A 23,664-nucleotide genomic window follows, 5' to 3' on the forward strand; every position below is an offset into this window, starting at 1 on the left:
TAAACATCAATGAATAAAAAATAATAAGAGGTGGCTTCATAGAAGCCACCTCTTATTAGATTAATGTCCTAATGCTCTTGGATCCAATGCATCCCTTATAGCATCACCAAATAAGTTAAATGCAAGAACTGTTATAAATATAAATAAACCAGGTAATAATAACCATGGATAATTTGTTAATGCTGTAATATTTTGAGCTTGTGATAGCATTAATCCCCAACTTGCAGAAGGTTCTCTGATTCCTAAACCAAGGAAACTCAAACCAGCTTCACCAAGAATATAACTTGGAATTGACAATGTCGCTGAAACTATAACATAAGTTGCAGTATTTGGCAATAAATGTTTCCATATAATCCTTCTTGAAGGATATCCTAAAGCAACTGCTGCCTGAATAAATTCTGTTTCTTTTAAACCTAATGTCATACCTCTGATAACCCTTGTCATACCTGGCCAACCAATAAATGAAAGGATTACAATAATCAAAATATACTTTACAGATGGTGACATACCTGATGGCAAAATAGCACTCAAAGAAACAAGTAAATAGAAACTTGGGATTGACATCAATATTTCTGTAAACCTCATTAATATTTCATCAATCCAGCCACCAAAATAACCAGCGGTACCACCTAACATTAAACCTATAGAGAAGGTTATTGCAATACCTAATAATCCTATCGTTAAAGAAACTCTACTTCCAAATACCAATCGGCTAATCATATCTCTACCAAATTTATCAGCACCCCATAAATATATAATTCCATCTTTAGAGGAATAATCTTCTGCTAAAAATGGTAACTTACTCTTTTCAACACCAAATAAATGTAAATTTCCTGGAATAAACCCTAACCATTTATATTCCCAACCTTTTGTGAAGAACTTTATATTGAATTTTTTGAAGTTTACACCCTCTAAATTTTCAGGGTAATATTCATAAAAATCTTCTTCTGTTTCAACTTCAATAGAATCAAGAGATACATATTCCCTGAACTCTTTTACATCCTCTGGCTTCAAATTTAACCTTGACAAACTACTTTTTGTTTTATAATTTTCTTCAAAATAATATGTTTTTGAAATACCTCTATCTTCAACACTTAAAAGAACATCTTTACCTTTTAATAAAGGTATTTGATCAACAGATAAAAATCCTTCTTCACTTCTTTTTAATATCTTATTTTTTATTCCAAGCTCTTCAAAAGTTACTAATGGTTCTGTCCTTGTTTCGGATAATATTTTATATTCTTTTCCATCCTTTGTTACTACAATTGTCTTATAATTCAACACAAATTGATAATTTGTTATAGTAGATTCGAAATCAGGATTATACTCCCCTAATTTTAAAACCGTTTCCTTTTCTGTATCAAAATTTAAATCATCATATACTTTAAAGTTTTCAAAGTATGTTGCAGGTTTAAATGTACTTTGAAAAGTTACCGGATCTTTTACCCTTTTATATAAATAAACATGTGGTCCTATATTCTTTCCTGTTTCGTCTTTCCAAAATACCTTCATTGGTGGTGCAAATTTATATTTTATATGTTGAACTTTATAATCCATAGGAGATAGAAAATCAGCAAACAATGCAAATAAATATAATATTATCAAAATCCACATTGATATTAAACCAAATTTATGTCTTTTTAAAGCTCTCCAGACAAGTTGAGGGGTGGATAAAAATTGTTTCTCAAAAACATCTTGATTTTCCTGTTTCTTAACTTCTTTATTCTCAGCCATCATTTTCCCTCCATTATCCTAATCTCAAGCGAACTCTTGGATCAACAGCTGCAAGTAATATATCAGCAATCAAATTACCTAATACAAGCAGTACAGAAGCTAACATAATATCTGCCATTATTACAAATATATCCTGTTGCAACAACGCTTCAATAATCAATTGACCCATTCCTGGCCATCCAAATACATTTTCTGTTAAAACCGCTCCACCCAAAAGTCCTGAAATTGAAAAACCCAAGGCTGTAATAATAGGATTAATTGCATTTCTTAAAGCATGTTTATAAATAACAACATTTTCCGGCATACCTTTAGCTCTCGCAAATTCTACATAATCCTGTTTCAACTCATCAAGCAATTGTCCTCTCATAACCCTCATAGTTCCTGCAAGTCCGGAAGTACCAAGAGTAATCATAGGACCAAGAACATGCCATAATATATCCAAAAACTTTTTCCATGCAGGAAATGAATCATATCCTAATGATATATAACCTCCAACTGGAAAAATCTTTCCGCCAGTTTTGGCAGCAAAGAATAGAAATAACAATGCAAAAAAGAAATTAGGTATTGATAGACCTATAAATCCTATAACTCCAACAATTTGATCTCCTAAACTATATTGATGCAATGCCGCATATATACCCAGCGGGATACCTATCCCCCAGGTAAAAATGAATGTAGTTATACTCAATAATAAAGTTGCTCCAACTCTTCTCCATATTAAATCCCACACGGGAATCTGATATGTGAATGAATCTCCCCAGTCGCCTTTCAATATATTTTTTAACCATATAAAATATTGAACAACTGGTGATTTATCCAAACCAAACCTTTTTTCCAAATTCTTAACCTGATCAGCACTTACTGCTGGATTAAGCCTATAAGAATCCAAAAAATCACCTGGTGCTAATGATATTATCATAAATGATACTATCGAAACACCAAGTAATACAGGTATGGCTAAAATAATTCTTCTAAGGATATACTTTAGCATCAAAAGACCTCCTCACATTAATTTGAAAGGGAGTGGAGAAAAATCTCCATTTCCCCCACTCCCAATAAAAATAAGAATAATAAATTATTGATCTTTCCAGATATTCCATCCTGCCCAAAGTACGCCTGCTGCTGGGTTAGGATCTGGATTGTAAATATGAACTGATTTTTTGTAAGCAATTAAGTAATTTTGTGCAACTGTATATACTAATACTTGATGTTCTGCTACTAACATCTGGAATTCATCAAATAATTTGCGTAATTCATCTTTATCAACTGCAGATACTTGCAATCTCATAATTTCATCAATTCTCTTTTCATAATCTGGAACAACATAATCTGCTTTTAATTCATCATCAAACATTTTTGGTTTTACTTCTGGAGAATAATTCCAGAAATGTAATCCACCATCTAATCTCCATACATTCCATCCTGATGCAGGATCAACAGAACCTGTTAAACCAATAATAACAGCTTCCCAATCACCTGTAGCTACTAATTTTCCAACTAATGCATTGAATTGCATTGGAGCAAAGTTAACATCAATACCTAATTTGGATAAGTTTTCTTTTAAGATATTACCGATTTCTTCCCTAACGTTATTACCAGCATTTGTTGTCAATTCAAATTTTACAGGATTTCCATCAGCATCGTAAAGTTTTCCACCTTTAAATACAAATCCACCTTTTTTAAGTTCCCTCTTAGCTCTTGCCAATGAGTATCTAAATCCTAAATCTTCAACTGCTGGATTATAGAATCCTGATGATGGTGATACAGGACCATATAATGCTGCACCTAAACCATTATATAATACATCAATTAATGTTTGTTTATCAATTGCATAAGCTATAGCTCTTCTGAAATGATCATTTCTGAACCATTTTCTCTTAACAGGATCTTTTGCATTAAAGTTGAATGTTACAAAGTTTGATCCTAAGTTTGGACCACCCTGTCTTACTACCCAACCTTTTTCTTCTGCCATTGCTCTAATTTCTGGGAATTCTTCAGCTGTTGGTGAATAAATATCTGTTTCGCCAGCTTCGAACTTTAATCTTTCTGTGTTTAAATCTTTAACAATAACATAAACTATTTGATCTAAGTATGGTAATTGAACGCCATTTTTATCTTTTCTGTAGTAATATGGATTCTTTTCTAATACAACTCTAACGCCTTCTTTATATGTCTTTAAAACAAATGGTCCTGAAGCAACTACTGATTTTAAATCTGCTAATGACCATGCTTCTTTGAATTTACCTTCTTTATAATATGGTTCTAAAACGTGTTTTGGTAATATTTCTGTCCATCCGATTGATTCATGACCTCTTCTGAATTTTGAATTATAAATAAATTGTACTGTGTAATCATCAACTTTTTTAATTGTTGGTAATGCATCATTTGAATCCATATAACCAGCATTTCCATTTGCTGTCATATCATTATCAAACCAGATTTTTTCGAATGACCAGATAACATCGTCAATTGTCAATGGTTGACCGTCTGACCATTTTAACCCTTTTCTTAATACATAAGTATAAACTGTTTTTCCATCTTCTGTAACTTTAGCAGAAAATTCCTTTGCTAAACCTGGCAATTCTGCCAAACCCTTATTGGATGAATGTACTAATGTGTCTAATACCCATCCAATGATGTCTGTTGATGATGTTTCCTGTGCCCATGCTGGATTCATTGTTTTTGGTCCAGATGTTGTACTCAAAAACAATGTACCCCTGGTTTTCCAGCAACGTCTTCAATTGCCCAATCTACTGTTTCAGCAAACACAGCTAGGGCTGTAACTAAAACGAACAATAAAACTAAAAACTTCTTCATGCTACTCCCTCCCTTGATTTCAAGATTTTGGTTCATATTTATAACAACCTACAAAATGATTATTCCCCACTTCATAATATGGCGGATATTTTTTTGAACATGGTTCGAATGCATATTTACATCTTGGCGAAAAGAAACATCCTTTTGGTCTGTTAATTGGAGAAGGAACTTGTCCTTTAATAATAAATTGTTTTCTATCTCTTCTTTTTCTCGGATCTGGAACTGGTGCTGCGTTTAAAAGTGCTTCTGTATAAGGATGTTTAAAATTATCAAAAATCTCATCTGAATCACCATATTCAACCATTCTACCAAGATACATAATACCGACATAATTTGAAATAAATCTTACAACACCTAAATCATGTGAAATAAAGAGATACCCTGCATTTAACTCTGACTGTAAATCTTTTAATAACTTGATAATTTGTGCTTGAACAGAAACATCAAGTGCTGAAGTCGGTTCATCAAGAATAATTAAATCTGGTTTTAATATTGCAGCCCTTGCAACAGCAATTCTCTGTCTTTGACCACCTGAAAATTGGTGAGGATATCTGTCAACATGATATTTTTTCAATCCAACATTTACAAGAATTTCTTTAACTATATCAAATGCTTCATTTTTATTTTTAGCAATACCATGGAATAATAGTGGTTCTGATAAAATTGACCCTACAGTCATTCTTGGATTTAATGATGAGGTTGGATCCTGAAAAACAATCTGCACTTTTCTTCTGAAATGCATTCTCTTACCTTTCAAATCCGAAAGCATAAAATCTATAAATTTATTTTCACCATTTTTAATAAGAAATTCAAAATACGTCTTTTTATATTCTGGCAAATCCCTTAAAAATTCCGATTCCGACTTTTTCTTTGTCTCTTTATTTAATATATCAATATAATGTTTTCTTAAATATTCTTTTGCTTCGCTTCTTTTCATGAAAAAATAACTGGTATCTTTATCATCAATAAATATTTCTCCATCTGTTTGGTTATAAAGCCTCAATATTGTTTTACCAATTGTAGTTTTACCACAACCAGATTCACCAACAAGACCATAAGTTTCTCCTTTATCAAGTGAAAAACTTACCCCATCAACAGCTTTAACATATCCTACTGTTTTCTCAACTATAAATCCATGTTTTATAGGAAAATATTTTTTTAGATTATTCACTCTCAAAAGCATTATTTATCTCCCTCCATTCTTGTGTCCGCAACTGGATTCCAGCATCTAACAAAATGCTCTGGTTCAACTTCTTTGAACTCTGCTAATTCTTTTCTACATCTATCTGTTGCCCTTGGACATCTTGGTAAAAATGGACACAAATTAGGAGGATCAAGCATAATAGGTGGTTGTCCTGGTATAGGTTCTAAGTCTTCTTTTTTTGCATCATGTCTTGGAATACAGTTAAGAAGCATATTCGTATATGGATGCGTTGGTTTTTCAAAAATTGTATTAACATCAGCCATTTCCATTTGCATTCCGCCATACATAACCATAACCTTATCCGCAATTTCTGCTACAACGGATAAGTCGTGTGTAATATATATCATTGCTGTATTGAATTCATTCTGCAAATCCTTCATTAATTCCAAAATTTGGGCTTGAATAGTAACATCTAAAGCTGTTGTTGGTTCATCTGCTATTAATAACTCTGGATTACATGAAAGTCCTATAGCAATAACTATCCTCTGTCTTTGACCACCAGAAAATTGGAATGGATAATCATCTATTCTTTTATCCGCATTAGGAATTCCAACTTTTCTTAAAAGTTCAATGGCTCTTTTTCTGGCTTCTAATTCTGAAACATTTTGATGATACATTATCGTTTCAATCATTTGATCAGCAACTGTATACATCGGATTTAAAGAAGTCATTGGATCCTGAAAGATCATAGCTATATGTCGTCCTCTAATTCTGGTAAATTGATGTGGCGGTAACTTGGTTAGATCTATGTATTCTTTTTTGCCATCCTTACTAAATTCATCAGTATGAAATAATATCTTACCTTCTGGTATATAACCGGGTTTTTTTATCAACCCCATAATTGTCTTCATTGTTACACTTTTACCTGAACCCGTTTCACCAACAACACCGAGAGATTCATTTTTATTCAGGGTAAAAGATACTCCATTTACTGCTTTTACCGTTCCTTCAGCTATATCGAAGTACGTTTTCAAATTTTCTACTATAAGAACTGGCTCGGACAACTCTATCACCTCATAATTTATAATTAAATTTATTGTAATTGATTATTTCCGCTAAATATATTATAATTGTTTTAAGGTAGTATGTCAAGTATTAAGATTTCTTTTTATTTCACATTATTGAAAAATTTTTCATGGAGGTGCCTTAATTTAATGAGATTGGATAAATTTTTAAAAGCAAATAGAATAATAAAAAGAAGAACTGTTGCAAATGAATTAGCAAAATCTGGAAAAATATTGAAAAACAATAAACCATTAAAACCATCGTATGATGTCAAAATCGGAGATGTTATTAACATCCTATTATACAATAAAAAAATTATTTTCAAAGTACTGCAAGACTATAAAATCGAGATATTACAGGAAATAATTGAGAATAAAAACACCTAATAATTCTTAAAACCATCCCATAACTTCTTTAACCTCTGCTTTATTTTGCTTTCAAAACCTATATTTTTAGGTGTATAAAATTGCTTTTCTTTTAATTTATCAGGCAAATACATATCTATAACAAAACCACCGAAATCATGCGGATATTTATAGTTTTTTCCATAACCTTTACCTTTCATCCATTTAGTAACTGGATTTCTTAATTTAAGAGGGATTTCGAACTTTTCGTTTATATGTTTTTTTGCTGTCATATACGCATTCAATATTGAATTAGATTTTGGTGCTGATGAAAGATATATAGTGGCTTCACCCAATGGATATAAACATTCGGGATAACCTATTTCTTTTGTTGCCTGAAATGCAGAAACTGCAATATTCATTGCCATTGGATCTGCAAGTCCTATATCCTCAGATGCTAAAATCATTAATCTCCTTGCTATATATAACGGATCTTCACCATTTTCAAGCATATATGCAAGATAAAATATTGCTGCATCAGGATCACTTCCTCTAATACTTTTAATAAAAGCAGAAATAGCGTCATATTTATCCTCTTTTGAGTAACCAAAAGAGGGAACAAGTTCTTTAAATGTTTCAATTGTTATTTCATTTATGCCCATATCGATTAATGCCTCAATTGTATTAACAATCCTTCTTATATCATAATCGAAAAAATTCTTCAAACTCAAATTTAAATTTTCTGCAAAAATTATATCATCAGGATATATATCTTTTATACGTTTTAATAAAACACTTATATCTTCAGCATTTAATGGTATTATTTCAAACATTAATATTCTCGATAATAAAGCTGGATTAATAGAAAATGATGGGTTCTCCGTAGTCGAACCCACCAATATTAAATCTCCTTTTTCCACATGAAGTAATAAAACATCCTGTTCGGATTTATTTAACCTATGTATTTCATCTACAAATAAGACTGTTTGTTTTTTAAACAATGGTGTTTCTGAAGTAGCTATAATACTTTTTAATGTCTTTGCTCCTTCTAACGCACCTGAAATCTTATGTATTTCATATTTTTTATTATCCAGCTCATTTAAAAATGCCGAAATAATAGTTGTTTTTCCAGAACCGGGAGGACCATAAACAACAAAAGATTTTATTTTGCTTTTTAAAATCCAGTTTCTTAAAATACTTTTCAATTTTTCATTGCCTAAAACATCATCTAATCTTTTTGGCCTCAATTTTTCATATAAAGGGACATTATTCACCTTCATTCCTCTCTTCACTCTATAATTAATGTTCCTATTCCAAACATATCTGGACCTGAATGAACAAGTAAGGTACTGGATACTTTCCCTGTTATTACTTCAATAGAATGTTCTAAATCTGAAACCTTTTTATAAAAATCTTTTTGTAATTTTTCAAATTCCTTAGAGGTTCCACTAATATAAATTGCGGCCATATGCTTTTTTTCATCAACAAACTTTAAAAATTCTTCATAAACCTTTATAAATGATCTTTTAAATCCTCTTGTTTTTGAAATTGTATAATATATACCTTCATCATTAATTGAGATTATTGGCTTTATGTTCAATAATTCCCCTATTTTAGCTGAAACCTTTCCTATTCTTCCACCTTTTGCAAGATATTTCAAAGAAGGTATTACAAAAAATACCTTTGATTTATTCTTATTTTCATTACACCATTTAACTGTTTCTTCAAAACTTTTTCCTTCTTCAATCATCTTAGCTGCTCTATAAGCGATTATGCCTGCTCCTATAGAAATATTTAATGTATCTATATTTTCTATTTCAACATCAGGATACTTTTCCTTTAAACTATTAGATGTTAATCTAAATAAATTATATGTTCCGCTCATATTACTTGAAATATTGAATGTCATAATCTTTTTTGCGCCTTCATTTATACAGCTTTCAATAGCATTAACTATTGAATCTGGGTTCGGTAAAGAAGTTTTTACTTCACTATCATCAAGTCTTTCAAGTAAAAATTCCTCACTAATGCTTCCTTCTTCATACTCCTTACCATTTATAACAATTCTTAAAGGTACTACCTTTATATTATATTTTTCTATTATATGTTTTGGAATATCTGTTCCAGAATCCACAATAATACCTATTTTCTCCACAATATCATCCTCCATTGCTTAGTTTTAATACACCTATACCTATTAGATCCGGGCCAGTATGAACAGACAAAGTGCTTGAAACTTTTCCCTTAAAAACGTCTATCGAATTACTAAAGGATTTTAATTTGGAAATTAATATTTCCTGCATTTTTTTTACCTTTTCTCCATTTCCACTAATAACAACACCAGCTATAAATTTATTATTTCCAATATATTTTAGAACTTCATTATACAATGCTTCAACAGATTTATTAAAACCTCGTATTTTTGAAACAGTATAATATATTCCTTCATCGTTAACAGAAATAATAGGCTTTATATTCATAATTTGGCCTAACATCGCCGAAACTTTACCAATTCTACCTCCACGAGCAAGATATTTTAATGTTGGAACCACATAAAAAACTGTAGCATTTTCTATATCTCTTTGTATTAAATTAATAATTTCATTAAAACTTTTTCCTTCTTCAACATATTGCGCGGTTTTATGCACTATCAAGGCAGAACCAATTGAGATATTTAACGTATCTATATTTGCAATTTCAATCTCCTCATTTTCCTTCATAATTCCTTCTGAAATCATTTTAAAAAGATTATATGTTCCGCTCAAATTTTTTGAAATATTTAAAGTAATAATTTTATTATATCCTTTTTCAATCATATTTTCAATTGCTAATTTTACATTTTCCGGTTTCGGTAAAGATGTTGTAATTTTTTCATCAAGATGTTCAAAAAGAAACTCTTCAGAAAATGTTCCTTCATCATATTCTTTGTTGTTAATTATAGTTCTTAAAGGAACAACTTCAATATTGTTATATTTTTTTATAATATCCTGAGGAACATCACAGCCGGAGTCTACAATAATACCTATTTTTTCCACTACTATCCCCCAAAAATTGAAATTTTTTTTGATATCTTAATTATAGCACAATTTTTACCCATTTTGGTGTATAATATAATAAAAGAAAAAGGGAGGATTTTTAATGTATGTTAAATTATGGATGAGAAATAAATTTGAAACCTTGCGAATAACCAATACAGTAGATGACGCAATAAAATTATTTTTTGAAAAAGATATTGAAATCATTTTAATAACCAGAAAAAATGGAACTCTTCTTTCATCCATACGTCGAGAGGATATTGCAATATTAAGGGAGTATAATAGTGATGATTATTTAATAGATGTTTTTGAACCTATAGAAGATTTCTTATATGAGGATGATCTGGTTGAAGATGTTCTTCTTACAATGCTAGAAACAAATTATAAAATATTACCTGTTGTTGACTATGATATGAAACCTGTTGGCTTATTTGGATTTCATGAATTAATTCAGGCAATGGTGAGTATAACAGCACTTGATGAACCCGGAACAAAGGTTATCCTTACTTTAAACGATAAACCTGGAGAATTACGAAAAATTGTTGAAACAATAAGTAATAATGAATTAAATATACTTTCAATGACCACATGCAAAATAAACGAAAATAGAAGAATGTTATCTATTAAACTATCCTTAAGGGATGTTAATACCGTTTCTATTATACTCGACAAAAATAATATTGAATATGATGGCATATATGAAGAAGCATAAGGAGGTATTAATGTGAATTTTAAAGTTATTCTGGATGGAGGTTTATTGACTATAACTGGTAGAGTTCATGGAACTTTTTCTTCAGTTTTTTTATTAGAAAACAATGAAAGAAAAATATTAATTGATCCAAGTCATATTCATGTAATTCAAGATATTGAGGCCAATCTTGATATTGCTCCAGAAGATATTACAGATATTGTATTAACTCATGTACATCTTGACCATGCTTATAATTCTATCTTTTTCCCTAATGCAACTATTAGAATTCATGAAAATTATAAAGGTAAAAATTATAGAAAATTTGGTCCTTTAATTGGTCAGGCATATCAACAAATGATTGACTCATGGGAGGGACGTGTTGAAACATTTAAAGACGGTGAAGAATTATTTGATTCAATAAAGATTATTTATACTCCTTACCATTCAAAAGAACATGTTTCTTTATTTATTAAATCTGAAAATATGGGAAATCTTTTTTTACCAGGTGATATTTGTATGACGAAAATAGACTTTTACGATATAATGAGAAATTTAAGAACAGACAAGGTTGCTGAAATTGTAAAAAAATGGACGGAAAAATCAGACTATATAATTTTTACTCATGATACACCGTACAAAATGAAAAGAGGATGAAAAAATAAGAGGGTGGTGAGAAAAGTGAATATTGTATTTGTTTCTTATGAAGTTGATCCGTTTGCTAAAGTCGGTGGATTGGCAGATGTTGCTGGTACATTGCCTAAATATTTAAAAAATAAGGTAGATAAAATAAGTGTTATAATGCCTTTTCATAAAGTAGTTGAAGAAAATATCCAGAAATATGCATTACCCCTGGAAAAAGTTGTTGATGAATTATATCCTTTTAGCCATTCTTTTAAATATCCTTTTTCTGTTTTTAAATCTCATCTGCCAGAGACCGATATACCCATATATTTAATTAAAAATGAAAATTTATTTTCAACCAAAGATGTTTATGAATATCCTAATAAAGAACACCAAACATCTTATTTCTCAGATTGTGTTCTTACATTCGTAAAAAATAATTTAACAGATACTGAAATAATTCACATTAATGATTGGCAAACATCATTAATACCGGTATATTTAAAAAACAATTATAGAGATGATGAAATTCTTTCCAGAATTTCATCTGTTTTAACAATACATAACCTCGGTTATCAGGGAATATTTTCTCCAGAAATTTTAAGTATTGCTGGTTTACCAGGATATTTATACAATATAGATGCATTGGAATTTTTTGGACAGATTAATTTCCTAAAGGGTGGCATACTTTTCAGCGATATAATTAATACAGTAAGTAAAACATATGCGGAAGAAATTCAAACAGATGAATATGGATATAAGCTTGATGGGGTGTTAAAAGTAAGAAATGATGATTTATATGGAATTTTAAATGGCATTGATTATAATCAATTTAACCCTGAAACAGACAAAACTATTCCATACAACTTCAATAAAGAAAACTTAGAAAATAAAATAAAAAACAAATTGGCTCTTCAAGAAAAATCTAATCTCCCCAAAAATGAACAAATTCCTGTAATAAGTTTTATAGGGAGAATTGTTGAACAAAAAGGTATAGATTTAATTGCTGAAATACTTGATTATTTAACATTGCTTGATATTCAAATTGTGATTCTCGGAACTGGTGAAAAGCGTTATGAAGAGCTATTAATAAAATATCGTGATAAATATCCAGAAAAACTTTCCATAAACATTATGTTCGATAAAAATTTTGCCCAATTAATATACGCAGGAAGTGATATGTTCATAATGCCTTCAAAATATGAACCCTGCGGATTAGGTCAGATGTATGCAATGAGATATGGCACAATTCCAATAGTTAGATATACTGGTGGATTGGCAGATACAGTCAAAGAATTTTCATGTGATAATGGATTGGGAACTGGTTTTGGATTTTATGAGTATTCATCTTCTAATCTATTAATAGAAATATTAAAAGCTCTTCATGTTTATAAACGAAATAATAATTGTTGGAAAAAACTCATTATTAATGCAATGAATGAAGATTTTTCATGGACAAATCGGCTGATGAATATCTACATATTTACAAAAGAGCATTAGTAAAAAAAAGATTTTAGGAGGCAATTATGCCTGAATATAGAAAAGATCCCATTACAAATAGATGGGTAATTATTGCAGCCGAAAGATCAAATAGACCAATAGATAAAATGATATCCTCTGTCTCCAAAAATGCATTTTGCCCTTTTGACAAAGGAAATGAGCACTTAACTCCACCAGAAATCCTCGCATTTAAACCTGAAAATTCCAAGCCAAATGACGAAAATTGGTGGTTACGGGTTGTTCCAAACAAATTTCCCGCTGTTACCCAGGATATTCCACCAATATTAACAAAAAATGGTATGTATTTTTCAATTGAAGGTTATGGATATCATGAAGTTATTATAGAAACTCCAAACCATGATTCCAAAATTGCTTATATGTCTGATTTTGAGGTTGAAGAAATCATATGGGCATATTTACAAAGGTTTAATGAAATAAAAAAGATAAAAAAATTAAATATATTCAAATTTTCAAAAATTATGGTAGAAGTGCCGGTGCTTCTTTATCGCATCCTCATTCTCAATTAATTGCAACTCCTATTATCCCAATATTTATAGAGGAAGAACTAAAAGGAGCTAAAACTTATTATAATATAAAAAAAGATGTATCTTTTGCGATATTATTCAGCAAGAAAAAGAAAGAAAAATTAGAATTATTGAAGAAAATGATAGTTTTATATCTTTTGAGCCTTTTGCACCACGTTTTCCATATGAAACGTGGATAATTCAAAAAATCATAATTCAAATTTTGGTAATCTGAATACTAAATTAGTAAAGGATTTCGCTAAAATTCTAAAAACTACATTATTACGATTAAATATTCTATTGGGCGACATACCTTACAACTATATGATACATACATCTCCATTCGATAATATTGAAAATAATTATTATCATTGGCATATGGAAATCATTCCACGCCTTACAAATGCAGCTGGTTTCGAATGGGATCGGGTTTTTTATTAACTCAGTATCACCAGAAAATGCTGCACAAAATCTAAAATCATTAGAGGAGGGATTATTATGAAAAAAACATTGATGTTACTATTAGTAGTTGCATTTGCTATTTCAGCTTTTTCATCATTTTATGTAAGACCTTATTTTAATACCATTAAAGAAAATGGACAGGATTATTTAACTTATTCTATAACTGGCGTATTTGAAAATCAAAACTTTGGAATTGGTTTGGGATTAAATGCATATCAAACAGAAATTGGTGGTTCTTTATATTATGGAAAACCTGGAATGGAACAATCAACAGATGTATTAAACGGATTAACAATCAACCTTTTAAAATTAAGAGTTGGTCCTTTATATTTTAGATATGGTATGTCTTTCCCAAAAACCATGGGACTTGGTATGTTAATGTATAATTATACAAACAATTATCAAAATGCGTTAGATTTAGGTATTATTACACCAGTTGCAAATGTAGAAGTTCATGCCCCATATTCTTTAGACTCAATAATGCCATTTTCCTATAGTCAAACTGCTTATTTATATTATGGAATATTGAGAACAAAATTAGGTTTTATAAATATTGAAACTTTTGCTGGAAAAACCTTGCCAAAAAATGAAGTTAAACCGTTAAGAGAGGATTTATTAGGTAGTGTATCAGCATATATTGGCGGAAAAGCTTTAAGACTTGGTGGTGAAGTTGGATATATAAATTCTTCATTTGACTCTACGTCATTAACAGGTTATGGAGCTGGTGTTGGTGGAATTTTAAATCTTGGTATTATCACACTTAAAGCATTGCCAGTTGTATATCAAATGCCATATTATAAGCTTGGTTTTGTAAATGCTAATTATGAAAAGAATTTGGAAGATGCTGAAACTTACAATGAACTATTATCTTATGATACAACAAGACTTGGTGGAATAGGTGAATTACAAATAAACCTTGGTAGTTTGTTATCTGCTAATGCAAGATTAAACTATGATTTGACTACAGAATTTGAAGTTGTAAATCCAGAATTAAACGGATCATTATATGCAAGAATTCCTTCAAAACAGTTCCCATTAATCATTGTAGGAAAATATTATAAACCTATGACAACATTATCAGAATTAAAAAATCTCTTAGACAAAAATACATCCGCAGAAGTTTCTGTTGGATATCCAATATCAAATGGTTTATTTATGCTATATACAAAATACTATGACAACGCCAATGATGAATTCAAAGATAAAATAGAATTTAGTGTTATTGCTGAATTTTGATAATTAAATGAAATTAACTTAAATTAAGTCGTTTTTTCTTAAATTTATTGTGATTTTCCCTATAAACTTTTATAGGGGAATTTTTTTATTTTAAAATTTGTGTTATAATTGAAAAGAAGTTGTTTTTAGAAATTAACGAAAACGGTTGCGCAAAATGAAAGGGAGGGTGTTAGCATGAAGAAGCTATTGGTATTATCCTTGGTTATTTTAATGGCTATTATGGGATGAGTGTAAAAATCACTATGGCAGCTGGTGCTGTTGGTAAAGAACTTGAAGTTTTAATGAATCAAATCAAGATGTTCAACAAGATTTATCCTGATATTGAAGTTCAATTGTTACCTATGCCAAATAGTTCAACTGCAAGACATGACTTATATGTTACATATTTGGGTGCTATGACATCAGATCCAGATATTTTAATGATTGATGTTATATGGCCTGCAGAATTTGCTCCATTTGTAGAAGATTTAACAAATGACTATGATTACTTTGAATTAGACAAATTCTTACCTGGAACAGTAAAATCTGGAACAGTTCAAGGAAGAATAGTTGCTATTCCTTGGTTTACAGATGCTGGTTTATTATATTACAGAAAAGACTTATTGAAAAAATATGGTTATGATGTTCCACAAACATGGGAAGAATTAAAGAAAGTTGCTGCAGATATTGCATCAAAAGAAAAAATAAACGGTATGTTATTCCAATTAAATCAATACGAAGGTTTAGTTTGTGACGTTGCAGAATTTGTACATTCATACGGTGCAGACTTCTTAGATGCAAATGGAAAAGTTATTATAGGCGACCCTGACAACCATGCAAGATTGGTAAAAGCTTTAACAATGTTAAAGAGCTTTATTGATGATGGTGTTGCTCCAAAAGGTGTTTTAACTTACATGGAAGAAGAAACAAGAAGACCTTTCCAAAATGGTGAATCAGTATTCTTAAGAAACTGGCCATATGTTTGGTCATTAGCTAATGATCCAAAACAATCAAAAATTGCTGGTAAAATCGGTGTCGCTCCATTACCAAAAGGCGACATTGAAGGCGGAAGACATTCAGCTACATTGGGTGGTTGGATGTTAGCAATTAACAGATACTCTTCAGCTGCAGAAAAAGATGCTGCAAAGAAATTTATAAAATTCTTAACATCATATGATCAACAATTATACAAAGCAATAAATGCTGGTCAAAATCCAACAAGAAAAGCTGTTTATTCAGATCCAAAATTAAAAGAAGCTGCTCCTTTCATGGTTGAACTTTATAATGTATTTATCAACGCAGAACCAAGACCTATTACACCATTATATACAGAAGTTTCAGATTCTATTCAAAGACATATTCATGACTTCTTATTGGGCAAAGTTGATATAGAAAAGGCTTTAAAAGACTTGGAATCTGAATTAAAAATGATTACAGGTCAATAATTTTTCCTAAAATAAAAGCCGGGGCAACCCCGGCTTTAAAAATAGGAGGTTGGAAATCTTGAGCACTAAAATAAAAATAAAATACAAAAAGAAAGAAATATGGTTAGGCTTCTGGTTAGTTTTGCCTGCCATGTTGGCTATCTTCATCACAGCATTCTTCCCATTATTAAAAACATTCTGGGATAGTTTCTTTTCATTTGGCTTAAGGCCTGGAATTCTAAAAAGATTCATAGGATTTGATAATTATGTAAGATTATTCCATGACGCAAGATTTATGACAAGTTTATGGAATACCTTGATATTTACACTTATTTCTGTTACTTTAGAATTTATTCTTGGATTGGCTACTGCTTTGATCTTAAATGCTAAATTTGCATTAAGGGGCCTCGTTAGGGCTGCTATATTAATTCCCTGGGCTGTTCCTACTTCTGTTTCCTCACAGATGTGGAAATGGATGTATAACGATCAATATGGAATTGTAGCCCAGATATTATATAAATTAGGCTGGTTAGCACCAGGAACACCTATATTAAGTGAAAAATGGTCTTCCATGATGGCAATAATTGCTGTAGACGTATGGAAAACAGCTCCTTTTATGGCTTTGCTATTGCTTGCGGGATTGCAAACAATACCTTCTGAATTATATGAAGCAGCCAGAATAGATGGAGCATCAGGCTGGAAACAATTTACAAAAATAACTTTACCTATTTTAAGCCCTACAATAGCTGTCGCACTAATTTTTAGAACATTAGACGCTTTAAGAGTATTTGATATTTTCTATATTATGAATAAATCCGTTGAAACATTAGCTGTTTATAACAGACATATTTTAATGGATAGAGCATTTACTGGGGCATGGTTCGGTTATGGTTCTGCCATTTCTGTTGTTATATTCCTTATAATCAGCATTTTCGCAATAATATACATGAGATCATTAAACTTAAAGTTTGAATGATCAGAGGGAGGCTTAAATATGACTTTTATTAAATCATATAAAACCAAAAAAGAATCGGAGCTACCTTATTATATATATTAGTTATCATAATGCTTATATTTTATATATTTCCATTCTATTACGCTATTAGTTCTTCAATAACACCTAATTCAGAGCTATTTTCAAAAAGTATAAAATTATTTCCCAAACACCCAACATTTAAAAATTATATACTGGTATTTACTGAAAGACCATTTTATAAAAACATACTTAATTCCATCATCGTAGCCGGTGCAACAACGATATTATCACTAATATTTGGTTCTTTTGCAGGATATGCTGTTGCACGATTAAAAATGCCTGGAAAGGTTGCAATAATGTCTTTAATATTAGCTGTAAGTATGTTTCCGCAAGTATCTATTCTGGGTGCTTTATTCCAGATATTGAGAAGTATGCGACTAATAAATACTTATCAAGGTTTAATTCTTCCATATATAGCTTTAAATTTACCGTTAACAACATGGATATTACATAATTTCTTTAAAGATATTCCTGTATCCATCGAAGAATCTGCCGCTATAGATGGTTGTTCTAAATTTATGACATTATGGAGAATAATTATTCCATTATCTGCTCCTGGGCTTGTAACAACAGGTCTTTTGACCTTTATAGCTGCATGGAATGAATTTTTATTTGCATTAACCTTTATGCAATTACCAGAAAAATATACAGTTCCTGTAGCAATAGCCATGTTCTCTGGTAAAACGTTCTATGAGCTACCCTGGGGACAATTAATGGCTGCCGCTGTTATTGTTACATTACCACTTGTTATTCTTGTCTTAATATTCCAGAAGAAAATAGTTGCTGGTTTAACCGCTGGCGCAGTAAAGGGCTGATAAAAGATCCCCTTGGATGGGGATTTTATAATTCAGAAATAGAACCCATTTTTCTAATAGATGACTGTCTTCTAAAAATTATCCTGTATATTGCAGACTGCAATCTCTCTGGTAATTCAAAAAATTTCGCTTCATATTCGTTATGATATAAAAGTTTTTTCTTTGAAACCAATGATGCTGGAATAAATAATTTTTCACCAAACTCTTCTATGAATATCATAACTACATCATCCTGCTTAAATACATCATCTTCTTGAAGTATAGAAAAAATTATCCCTTCCGCTCCAAAAACTTTACATCTTGCAGATTTCATTTTTGATTTTAAAACATTCCACATAACAGGAGTTAATTTTTCCTTTAATAGCGGAGTAATTTCATTTTTATGACCTATTAAAAATTCAAAATTCCAGAAAACCTTTAATTTGGATTTTTTTGTTTCTTTCTTTTCAATAATTTTTATAACGTAGCCATAGGGATTTTTTAATATCACCTGAGCTTTTGCTATCAGCGGAAAATCCTTTGTTGTTATTTTTATTTTTAACACTGATCCTATATTAATTTGATCTATTGTTCTTACATTAACATATAATATATCTCCAATAACTTTTTCTACCATCCCGTCATTTCAATTAATTCTTCCCTAATCCTTCATATCTTAGATTAATTGTTTTTGATTTCAAGGCTAATCCTGAAAATTTCCCATTATCAAATTCTGTATAATATATCTTTAATGCCTCAATAGCAGCATTAACAACATTTTTATCATATAATTTCCCGGCATTTTTTTCCAGATATTCAATTATATTTTCGGTTTCCTGTTTTCCTGAAAGAACTATATTTTCATCTATATAATTGGATATTATTAAGATATTATCTTCTAAAGTCAGAACCTTTTTCTTAAAATGTCCCGTCCCTGCTATATTTTCATGATGATTTAATGCTAAATCCACATAAGGCTTCATTAAAACATTTCCAAAAAACATTTCTTCAAGTCTTTTTAAATGAATGCTTATTAATGGATCTTTTTCTTTTTCATTTAATGATTCCATATGCTCTGCAAGAGCTTTTTCAGAAAACCATATATATCCAATATCATGAATAAATGAAGCTATCTGTAATCTATATAAAATATCTTCATCTAATCCCAATAAACTACCTATAATATTTGATAAATCTGCTACTCTTAAAGAATGCTCATATAAAACTTCAGAATGATTTTTAAGAAGTGTTAGGTAATTTTTCACAAAAGCGTTTATAGAATATTTTGAATATTTGTTAAAATAAACTGCATCTATATTCTTTTCAAATATAGATATAAATCTTGAGAATACATCTCTATTATCAAATAATATCTCATCTTTAGAAATTAAATAAAAAAAACCATAATTTTTTCCTTTTCTGGTAATAATATTGTTTTTATAATAAAATTATCAAAACGATTATTAATCAAAAATGAAAATTCATTGGAAAAAGTAACCCTGAAATTAGATTCTCTTTTTTCCTCAAATACATCATACATTTTTTTTGGAACTTCAAAAACAACATCTTCTGAATATTCGAAATATTCTTTATTTAAATTATCAAAAGTAAATATATTTAGAAAGCTTGTGCCTTCTAAATTCACTGCAAGTCCTATAAACACTTCACGATTTTGAAATAATGTCCTTGAAAATATATTAATAGCTCTTTTTATAATTTCAAGATTAAATATTTTAATCACCTCTTTGAAATATTATGGATTACTCCGACTTTGCTGGTATTTTTAATTTAAAAGTAATATTTCCATCATTTTCACAATAATAATCAAAAACAATATGATAATTTTCCAGCATAGTTTTAGAAATTTTAATAGATCTTTCAAAATCATCCGAATTTATCTGGCACGAACGTAAACTACAGAATATTTCAAGAATATAATACTTCTCCTTCAAATAAAGGTGAATATCAAATTCATTTTTTTTGTTAAAGCTCAAATGTTTTAATGTCATTACAATAACATTCAATAATGCATTTAAAAAAATTTTTCTTGATCCATATATGAGGGCTTCTGCTTCAAAACTTATTTTAAATTGAATATTGGGTTCTAAAAATACTATCTTTTTTTCTATTTCCTTAAGCACATCTTTTAAGTCAATTACTTCTATGCTATCATCATTATAAAATCTTAACTTATATTTTAACACTGCATTTTTTATTCTTTCAATTGATTTTTTTATTTCATTTGCCATATCCGGATGCTGTTCTTCAAAAAAGAAGGTTATAAGATTCAAAGAGGTTAATGCACTATTTATTTCCTGAATTAAATCCCATGAGACGAAGTTCATTAATAACGTTTCCTTTGCAAGGTCGGAATAATTTTCTAAAACCTTATTCAATTCCTCAGCATGCTTGATCAATAATATTTTTTCAAAAAACACTTTTATTTTTTCTACAATATCTTCATCATATTCATAATCATATTTAATTTCAAAATATCTATCTCCAACCTTTATCAATCCTTTTTTTGTGGGAACTGTATGTTCAATAAAACTTATGGTAATACCAAACTTTTTCTTCATTTTTTGAACAATCTCATTCATAAACTCCACAACAGTTGTTGTTTTTGAATAGGCTTCTACAATCAATTCCATAACATAAACATAATTTTTAAACCTTTCCTTTTCTTTATGTATTTCTTCAAGTAATATTATATTATATATGGGTGGTAATAGGTATATTTTTTCACTTAATAAATACTTTAAATCTTCTTCTACGAATCTTTCCTTTTTCTATTTAAGTTTATTATTCCAATTAATTTATCTTTGAAATAGAGAGGAAAAATTATGGAAGATATTATATCTTTCTTTTTTTCATTAATATTCAATTTTAATAAATCCTCAGTATTTATTATCACCGGTTTTTTGTTTTCTAAAACCAGCTTATCAATATTTCCAATAGAAATATTTTTTATATCTATTTTTAAATTTTTTCAATTTTAAATATTATGTCTTCATTTAAATTTAGTACAAGTAATGAACCTGAGTCAACGTCTAATTTATCAATTATTCTATTAAATATATGTTTTATATATTCATCAAACTCCTTATATGTGAGATTTGATATAAAATTCATTTTTCCACCTCACAACAGGCCTAACGATGTTTTCCATCTTTTTACCCTTTCTACATTTTCTTTAACTATACCAAGCATCTTTTCTGGTTCAAACGGTTTTTCAATAAAATCTGTAGCCCAAGAGTAAGCGCATGTAAAACATAATCAGGACTTGAATATGCCGTCATCATCACAACTGTTGTTAAAGGAGATATTTTTTTTGCCTTTCTTAATACCTCTATACCATCTAAATCTTCCATTATTATATCAAGCAAAATGACATCATATTCTGTATTCTTTATCATTTCTATTGCTTTATTACCACCTTCAGCTAAGTCAACATCATACTTTGCCTTTTCCAAAACCTTTTTTAATACATTTCTGATAACCATATCATCATCAACAACCAATATTTTTCCCATAATTATACCTCCTCAAAAATCTATTTATCTTCAAAAATTTTATAAATTCATCTGTTAAATGTGGATCAAATTGTTTTCTTCTATTAACTTTCAATTCATTTATAGCATAATTAATTGAAAATGCTTGTCTATAAGGTCTGGCTGTAACCATTGCATCAAATGAATCCGCTATAGTTATTATTCTCGATTCAAATGGAATTTCTTCACCCTTTAATCCATCAGGATATCCATTTCCATCATATCTTTCGTGATGATGTCTGATAATTTTTCCAATCTTTTCAAATCCTTCAAATGAACTCACCAATTCCTCGCCTTTTACTGGATGTTCTTTTATTTTATTATATTCTTCTTCAGTTAAGTTTTTATTTTTTAATAAAATACTCTGAGGTATAGAAAGTTTTCCTATATCGTGAAGAGCACTTGCGAGAAAAAGATCATTTATTATTTCTTCTTTTCCTATTATTTTAGCTAATGATGTTGCATAATACGATACTCTTTCAGAATGCCCCTTTGTATACGGATCATAAAAATCCACGGCTTTTAAAAATGCAAATGCAGTGTTTTTTAAAAACTTTTTTGATTATTATATAATTCTTTTGACATTAAGAATGTAGTTGCTATATTACTTATTGTTTTTATTAATTCAAGTTCATATGGTTTAAAATCGCTTTCTAACAAATCCAATATTATATATCCATGTAAAGCAAAGGTTTTCATTGGAATAATCAAACTCTTATTTACTTTTATTATTTTTTCCTTAAAAATATTTATATTTTTTATATATCTTTCATAGAAATTATTTACCAACTCTATATTTTCAAATTCTTTATTTAATATAGCCGCATTATAATGCAATTTTTTACTATGTCCTAAGATAGAAATAAACCTAAAAACTTTATCTTCTTTTTCAATACACAACCGTATTTTATTTCTGGCAATAGTTCTATAAAAGCTGATAATATCTTATTAAAATAATTTTCCATAGATATATCTAAAGATATATTAGAAATTAAATCAACCACTCTAATAAATCTATTATTTATTTCTTCAAGTTCTTTATATGAGTATTCAAGTTGTTCATAAGCTGCTTCAAGCTCTTCTTCAAGCATCCTTAATTCTTCATATTTTTTATCCTCTTTCATTCCTTAAACCAACCTTTTTTATGATCTCATCAGCTATTTTATATGATGGGAGTATTTTATGTGCTCCTCCTAATTTAATAGCTTCCGCAGGCATTCCAAAAACCACAGCAGTTTCTTCAGATTCTGCTATTGTGTAACCACCAGATTTTTTATTTTAACCATAGATTTAGCTCCATCATTTCCCATACCAGTCATTAACACTCCAATTGTTTTATTACCAAAAGCAGATAATACAGAATCCATCATTATATTCACAGAAGGCATAAATAGATGTTGTGGAGTTTTTGAAAGATGTATATTTGCACTTTTTAATCCCTTTCTTACTTTTAAATGATAACCACCACGTCCTACATATACATATCCAGGTTTTATTTCCATATCGTCCTGCGCTTCTACTACCTTTAACTCACAATTTGCATCCAATCTTTCTGCATAAGTTTTTGTAAATTGCGGTGGAATATGCTGAACTAAAAATATAGCGGCATTTAATTCGGCAGGTAGTTTTGGTAATACATCATATATAGTTCTTGGGCCTCCAGTAGAAATACCTATAGCTATCGCAAAATAATCCAAGCTTACCGAT

24 protein-coding genes and 3 pseudogenes are annotated in these 23,664 nt (G+C 29.7%); 9 read left to right on the plus strand and 18 right to left on the minus strand.

Annotated features, from left to right (window positions below; translation table 11 throughout):
* Positions 1 to 60: 60 nt before the first annotated feature.
* The 5 genes from DJ007_RS03240 to DJ007_RS03260 all read right to left on the minus strand — a co-directional run bounded on the left by DJ007_RS03240 (position 61) and on the right by DJ007_RS03260 (position 6,759).
* Positions 61 to 1,734, minus strand: coding sequence for an ABC transporter permease (locus tag DJ007_RS03240; RefSeq protein WP_129408315.1), 1,674 nt, complete (start codon positions 1,732 to 1,734; stop codon positions 61 to 63).
* A 13-nt stretch (positions 1,735 to 1,747) separates the two neighbouring features.
* Entirely contained in the window at positions 1,748 to 2,725 is a 978-nt protein-coding gene (locus DJ007_RS03245; RefSeq protein ID WP_129408316.1) for an ABC transporter permease, read from the minus strand.
* A gap of 84 nt (positions 2,726 to 2,809) precedes the next feature.
* A complete protein-coding gene (locus DJ007_RS03250) occupies positions 2,810 to 4,438 on the minus strand; it encodes an ABC transporter substrate-binding protein (protein WP_206076060.1) in 1,629 nt (542 codons plus the stop codon).
* Positions 4,439 to 4,570: 132 nt separating this feature from the next.
* Positions 4,571 to 5,734, minus strand: coding sequence for an ABC transporter ATP-binding protein (locus DJ007_RS03255; RefSeq protein ID WP_129408317.1), 1,164 nt, complete (start codon positions 5,732 to 5,734; stop codon positions 4,571 to 4,573).
* Complete coding sequence (locus tag DJ007_RS03260; RefSeq protein ID WP_129408318.1) at positions 5,734 to 6,759, minus strand: ABC transporter ATP-binding protein; 1,026 nt, start codon at positions 6,757 to 6,759, stop codon at positions 5,734 to 5,736. The genes DJ007_RS03255 and DJ007_RS03260 overlap by 1 nt, the downstream gene beginning before the upstream one ends.
* 150 nt (positions 6,760 to 6,909) lie before the next feature.
* On the opposite strand from DJ007_RS03260, the gene DJ007_RS03265 reads away from it, so the two are divergent.
* Positions 6,910 to 7,146, plus strand: a complete 237-nt coding sequence (locus DJ007_RS03265) for a S4 domain-containing protein (RefSeq protein WP_129408319.1) — start codon at positions 6,910 to 6,912, stop codon at positions 7,144 to 7,146.
* On the opposite strand, the gene DJ007_RS03270 is transcribed toward DJ007_RS03265, so the two are convergent.
* From DJ007_RS03270 to DJ007_RS03280, 3 genes are read right to left on the minus strand one after another with little or no spacing between them, the layout of a single operon-like run.
* Positions 7,143 to 8,378, minus strand: a complete 1,236-nt coding sequence (locus tag DJ007_RS03270) for a replication-associated recombination protein A (RefSeq protein ID WP_240739237.1) — start codon at positions 8,376 to 8,378, stop codon at positions 7,143 to 7,145. The two genes, DJ007_RS03265 and DJ007_RS03270, sit on opposite strands and share 4 nt — an antisense overlap.
* Positions 8,379 to 8,392: 14 nt before the next feature.
* Positions 8,393 to 9,259 carry a DegV family protein gene (locus DJ007_RS03275; RefSeq protein ID WP_240739238.1) on the minus strand — a complete coding sequence of 289 codons (867 nt, stop codon included), beginning with the start codon at positions 9,257 to 9,259 and terminating at the stop codon, positions 8,393 to 8,395.
* Positions 9,260 to 9,263: 4 nt separating this feature from the next.
* Positions 9,264 to 10,139, minus strand: a complete 876-nt coding sequence (locus DJ007_RS03280; RefSeq protein WP_129408322.1) for a DegV family protein — start codon at positions 10,137 to 10,139, stop codon at positions 9,264 to 9,266.
* A gap of 103 nt (positions 10,140 to 10,242) precedes the next feature.
* Between DJ007_RS03280 and DJ007_RS03285 the strand changes: the two genes are divergently transcribed.
* From DJ007_RS03285 to DJ007_RS03320, 8 genes and pseudogenes are all read left to right on the plus strand, one after another.
* Positions 10,243 to 10,851 (plus strand): CBS domain-containing protein, encoded by a 609-nt coding sequence (locus tag DJ007_RS03285; protein ID WP_129408323.1) that lies wholly within the window; start codon positions 10,243 to 10,245, stop codon positions 10,849 to 10,851.
* A 12-nt stretch (positions 10,852 to 10,863) separates the two neighbouring features.
* Entirely contained in the window at positions 10,864 to 11,484 is a 621-nt protein-coding gene (locus DJ007_RS03290) for an MBL fold metallo-hydrolase (RefSeq protein WP_129408324.1), read from the plus strand.
* 24 nt (positions 11,485 to 11,508) lie between these two features.
* Positions 11,509 to 12,968, plus strand: a pseudogene (locus DJ007_RS03295) (glycogen synthase).
* 9 nt (positions 12,969 to 12,977) lie between these two features.
* Positions 12,978 to 13,977, plus strand: a pseudogene (gene galT, locus DJ007_RS19875) (galactose-1-phosphate uridylyltransferase).
* Complete coding sequence (locus tag DJ007_RS03305) at positions 13,974 to 15,173, plus strand: hypothetical protein (protein WP_129408325.1); 1,200 nt, start codon at positions 13,974 to 13,976, stop codon at positions 15,171 to 15,173. Before galT ends, DJ007_RS03305 begins: the two are co-directional and overlap by 4 nt.
* 224 nt (positions 15,174 to 15,397) lie before the next feature.
* Complete coding sequence (locus DJ007_RS03310) at positions 15,398 to 16,597, plus strand: ABC transporter substrate-binding protein (RefSeq protein WP_129408326.1); 1,200 nt, start codon at positions 15,398 to 15,400, stop codon at positions 16,595 to 16,597.
* Positions 16,598 to 16,727: 130 nt separating this feature from the next.
* Entirely contained in the window at positions 16,728 to 17,552 is an 825-nt protein-coding gene (locus tag DJ007_RS03315; protein WP_129408602.1) for a carbohydrate ABC transporter permease, read from the plus strand.
* 89 nt (positions 17,553 to 17,641) lie between these two features.
* A complete protein-coding gene (locus DJ007_RS03320; RefSeq protein WP_129408327.1) occupies positions 17,642 to 18,427 on the plus strand; it encodes a carbohydrate ABC transporter permease in 786 nt (261 codons plus the stop codon).
* Positions 18,428 to 18,452: 25 nt separating this feature from the next.
* Here the strand turns inward: DJ007_RS03320 and DJ007_RS03325 are convergent, their stop codons facing one another.
* The 10 genes and pseudogenes from DJ007_RS03325 to DJ007_RS15395 form a co-directional block, all read right to left on the minus strand.
* A complete protein-coding gene (locus DJ007_RS03325) occupies positions 18,453 to 19,043 on the minus strand; it encodes a hypothetical protein (protein ID WP_129408328.1) in 591 nt (196 codons plus the stop codon).
* Positions 19,044 to 19,056: 13 nt separating this feature from the next.
* Positions 19,057 to 19,671, minus strand: coding sequence for an HD-GYP domain-containing protein (locus DJ007_RS03330; protein WP_165973978.1), 615 nt, complete (start codon positions 19,669 to 19,671; stop codon positions 19,057 to 19,059).
* A gap of 122 nt (positions 19,672 to 19,793) precedes the next feature.
* Positions 19,794 to 20,147 (minus strand): hypothetical protein, encoded by a 354-nt coding sequence (locus DJ007_RS03335; protein WP_129408330.1) that lies wholly within the window; start codon positions 20,145 to 20,147, stop codon positions 19,794 to 19,796.
* Positions 20,148 to 20,166: 19 nt separating this feature from the next.
* Entirely contained in the window at positions 20,167 to 21,057 is an 891-nt protein-coding gene (locus DJ007_RS03340; protein ID WP_129408331.1) for a hypothetical protein, read from the minus strand.
* 328 nt (positions 21,058 to 21,385) lie between these two features.
* A complete protein-coding gene (locus DJ007_RS14535) occupies positions 21,386 to 21,538 on the minus strand; it encodes a hypothetical protein (protein WP_165973979.1) in 153 nt (50 codons plus the stop codon).
* A 65-nt stretch (positions 21,539 to 21,603) separates the two neighbouring features.
* The gene (locus DJ007_RS03345; protein ID WP_129408332.1) at positions 21,604 to 21,939 is read right to left on the minus strand and encodes a response regulator; all 336 of its coding nucleotides are present in this window, start codon (positions 21,937 to 21,939) and stop codon (positions 21,604 to 21,606) included.
* On the minus strand, positions 21,917 to 22,474 hold the full coding sequence (locus tag DJ007_RS03350) for an HD-GYP domain-containing protein (RefSeq protein ID WP_129408333.1): 558 nt from the start codon (positions 22,472 to 22,474) through the stop codon (positions 21,917 to 21,919). Before DJ007_RS03350 ends, DJ007_RS03345 begins: the two co-directional genes overlap by 23 nt.
* Before the next feature lie 29 nt (positions 22,475 to 22,503).
* On the minus strand, positions 22,504 to 22,857 hold the full coding sequence (locus tag DJ007_RS03355) for a hypothetical protein (RefSeq protein ID WP_165973980.1): 354 nt from the start codon (positions 22,855 to 22,857) through the stop codon (positions 22,504 to 22,506).
* Positions 22,809 to 23,081 (minus strand): hypothetical protein, encoded by a 273-nt coding sequence (locus DJ007_RS03360; RefSeq protein WP_129408335.1) that lies wholly within the window; start codon positions 23,079 to 23,081, stop codon positions 22,809 to 22,811. Before DJ007_RS03360 ends, DJ007_RS03355 begins: the two co-directional genes overlap by 49 nt.
* Positions 23,068 to 23,654, minus strand: a pseudogene (locus tag DJ007_RS15395) (CheB methylesterase domain-containing protein). Before DJ007_RS15395 ends, DJ007_RS03360 begins: the two are co-directional and overlap by 14 nt.
* Positions 23,655 to 23,664: the final 10 nt, after the last annotated feature.

Source organism: Marinitoga lauensis (assembly GCF_004135675.1).
GTDB lineage: Bacteria > Thermotogota > Thermotogae > Petrotogales > Petrotogaceae > Marinitoga > Marinitoga lauensis.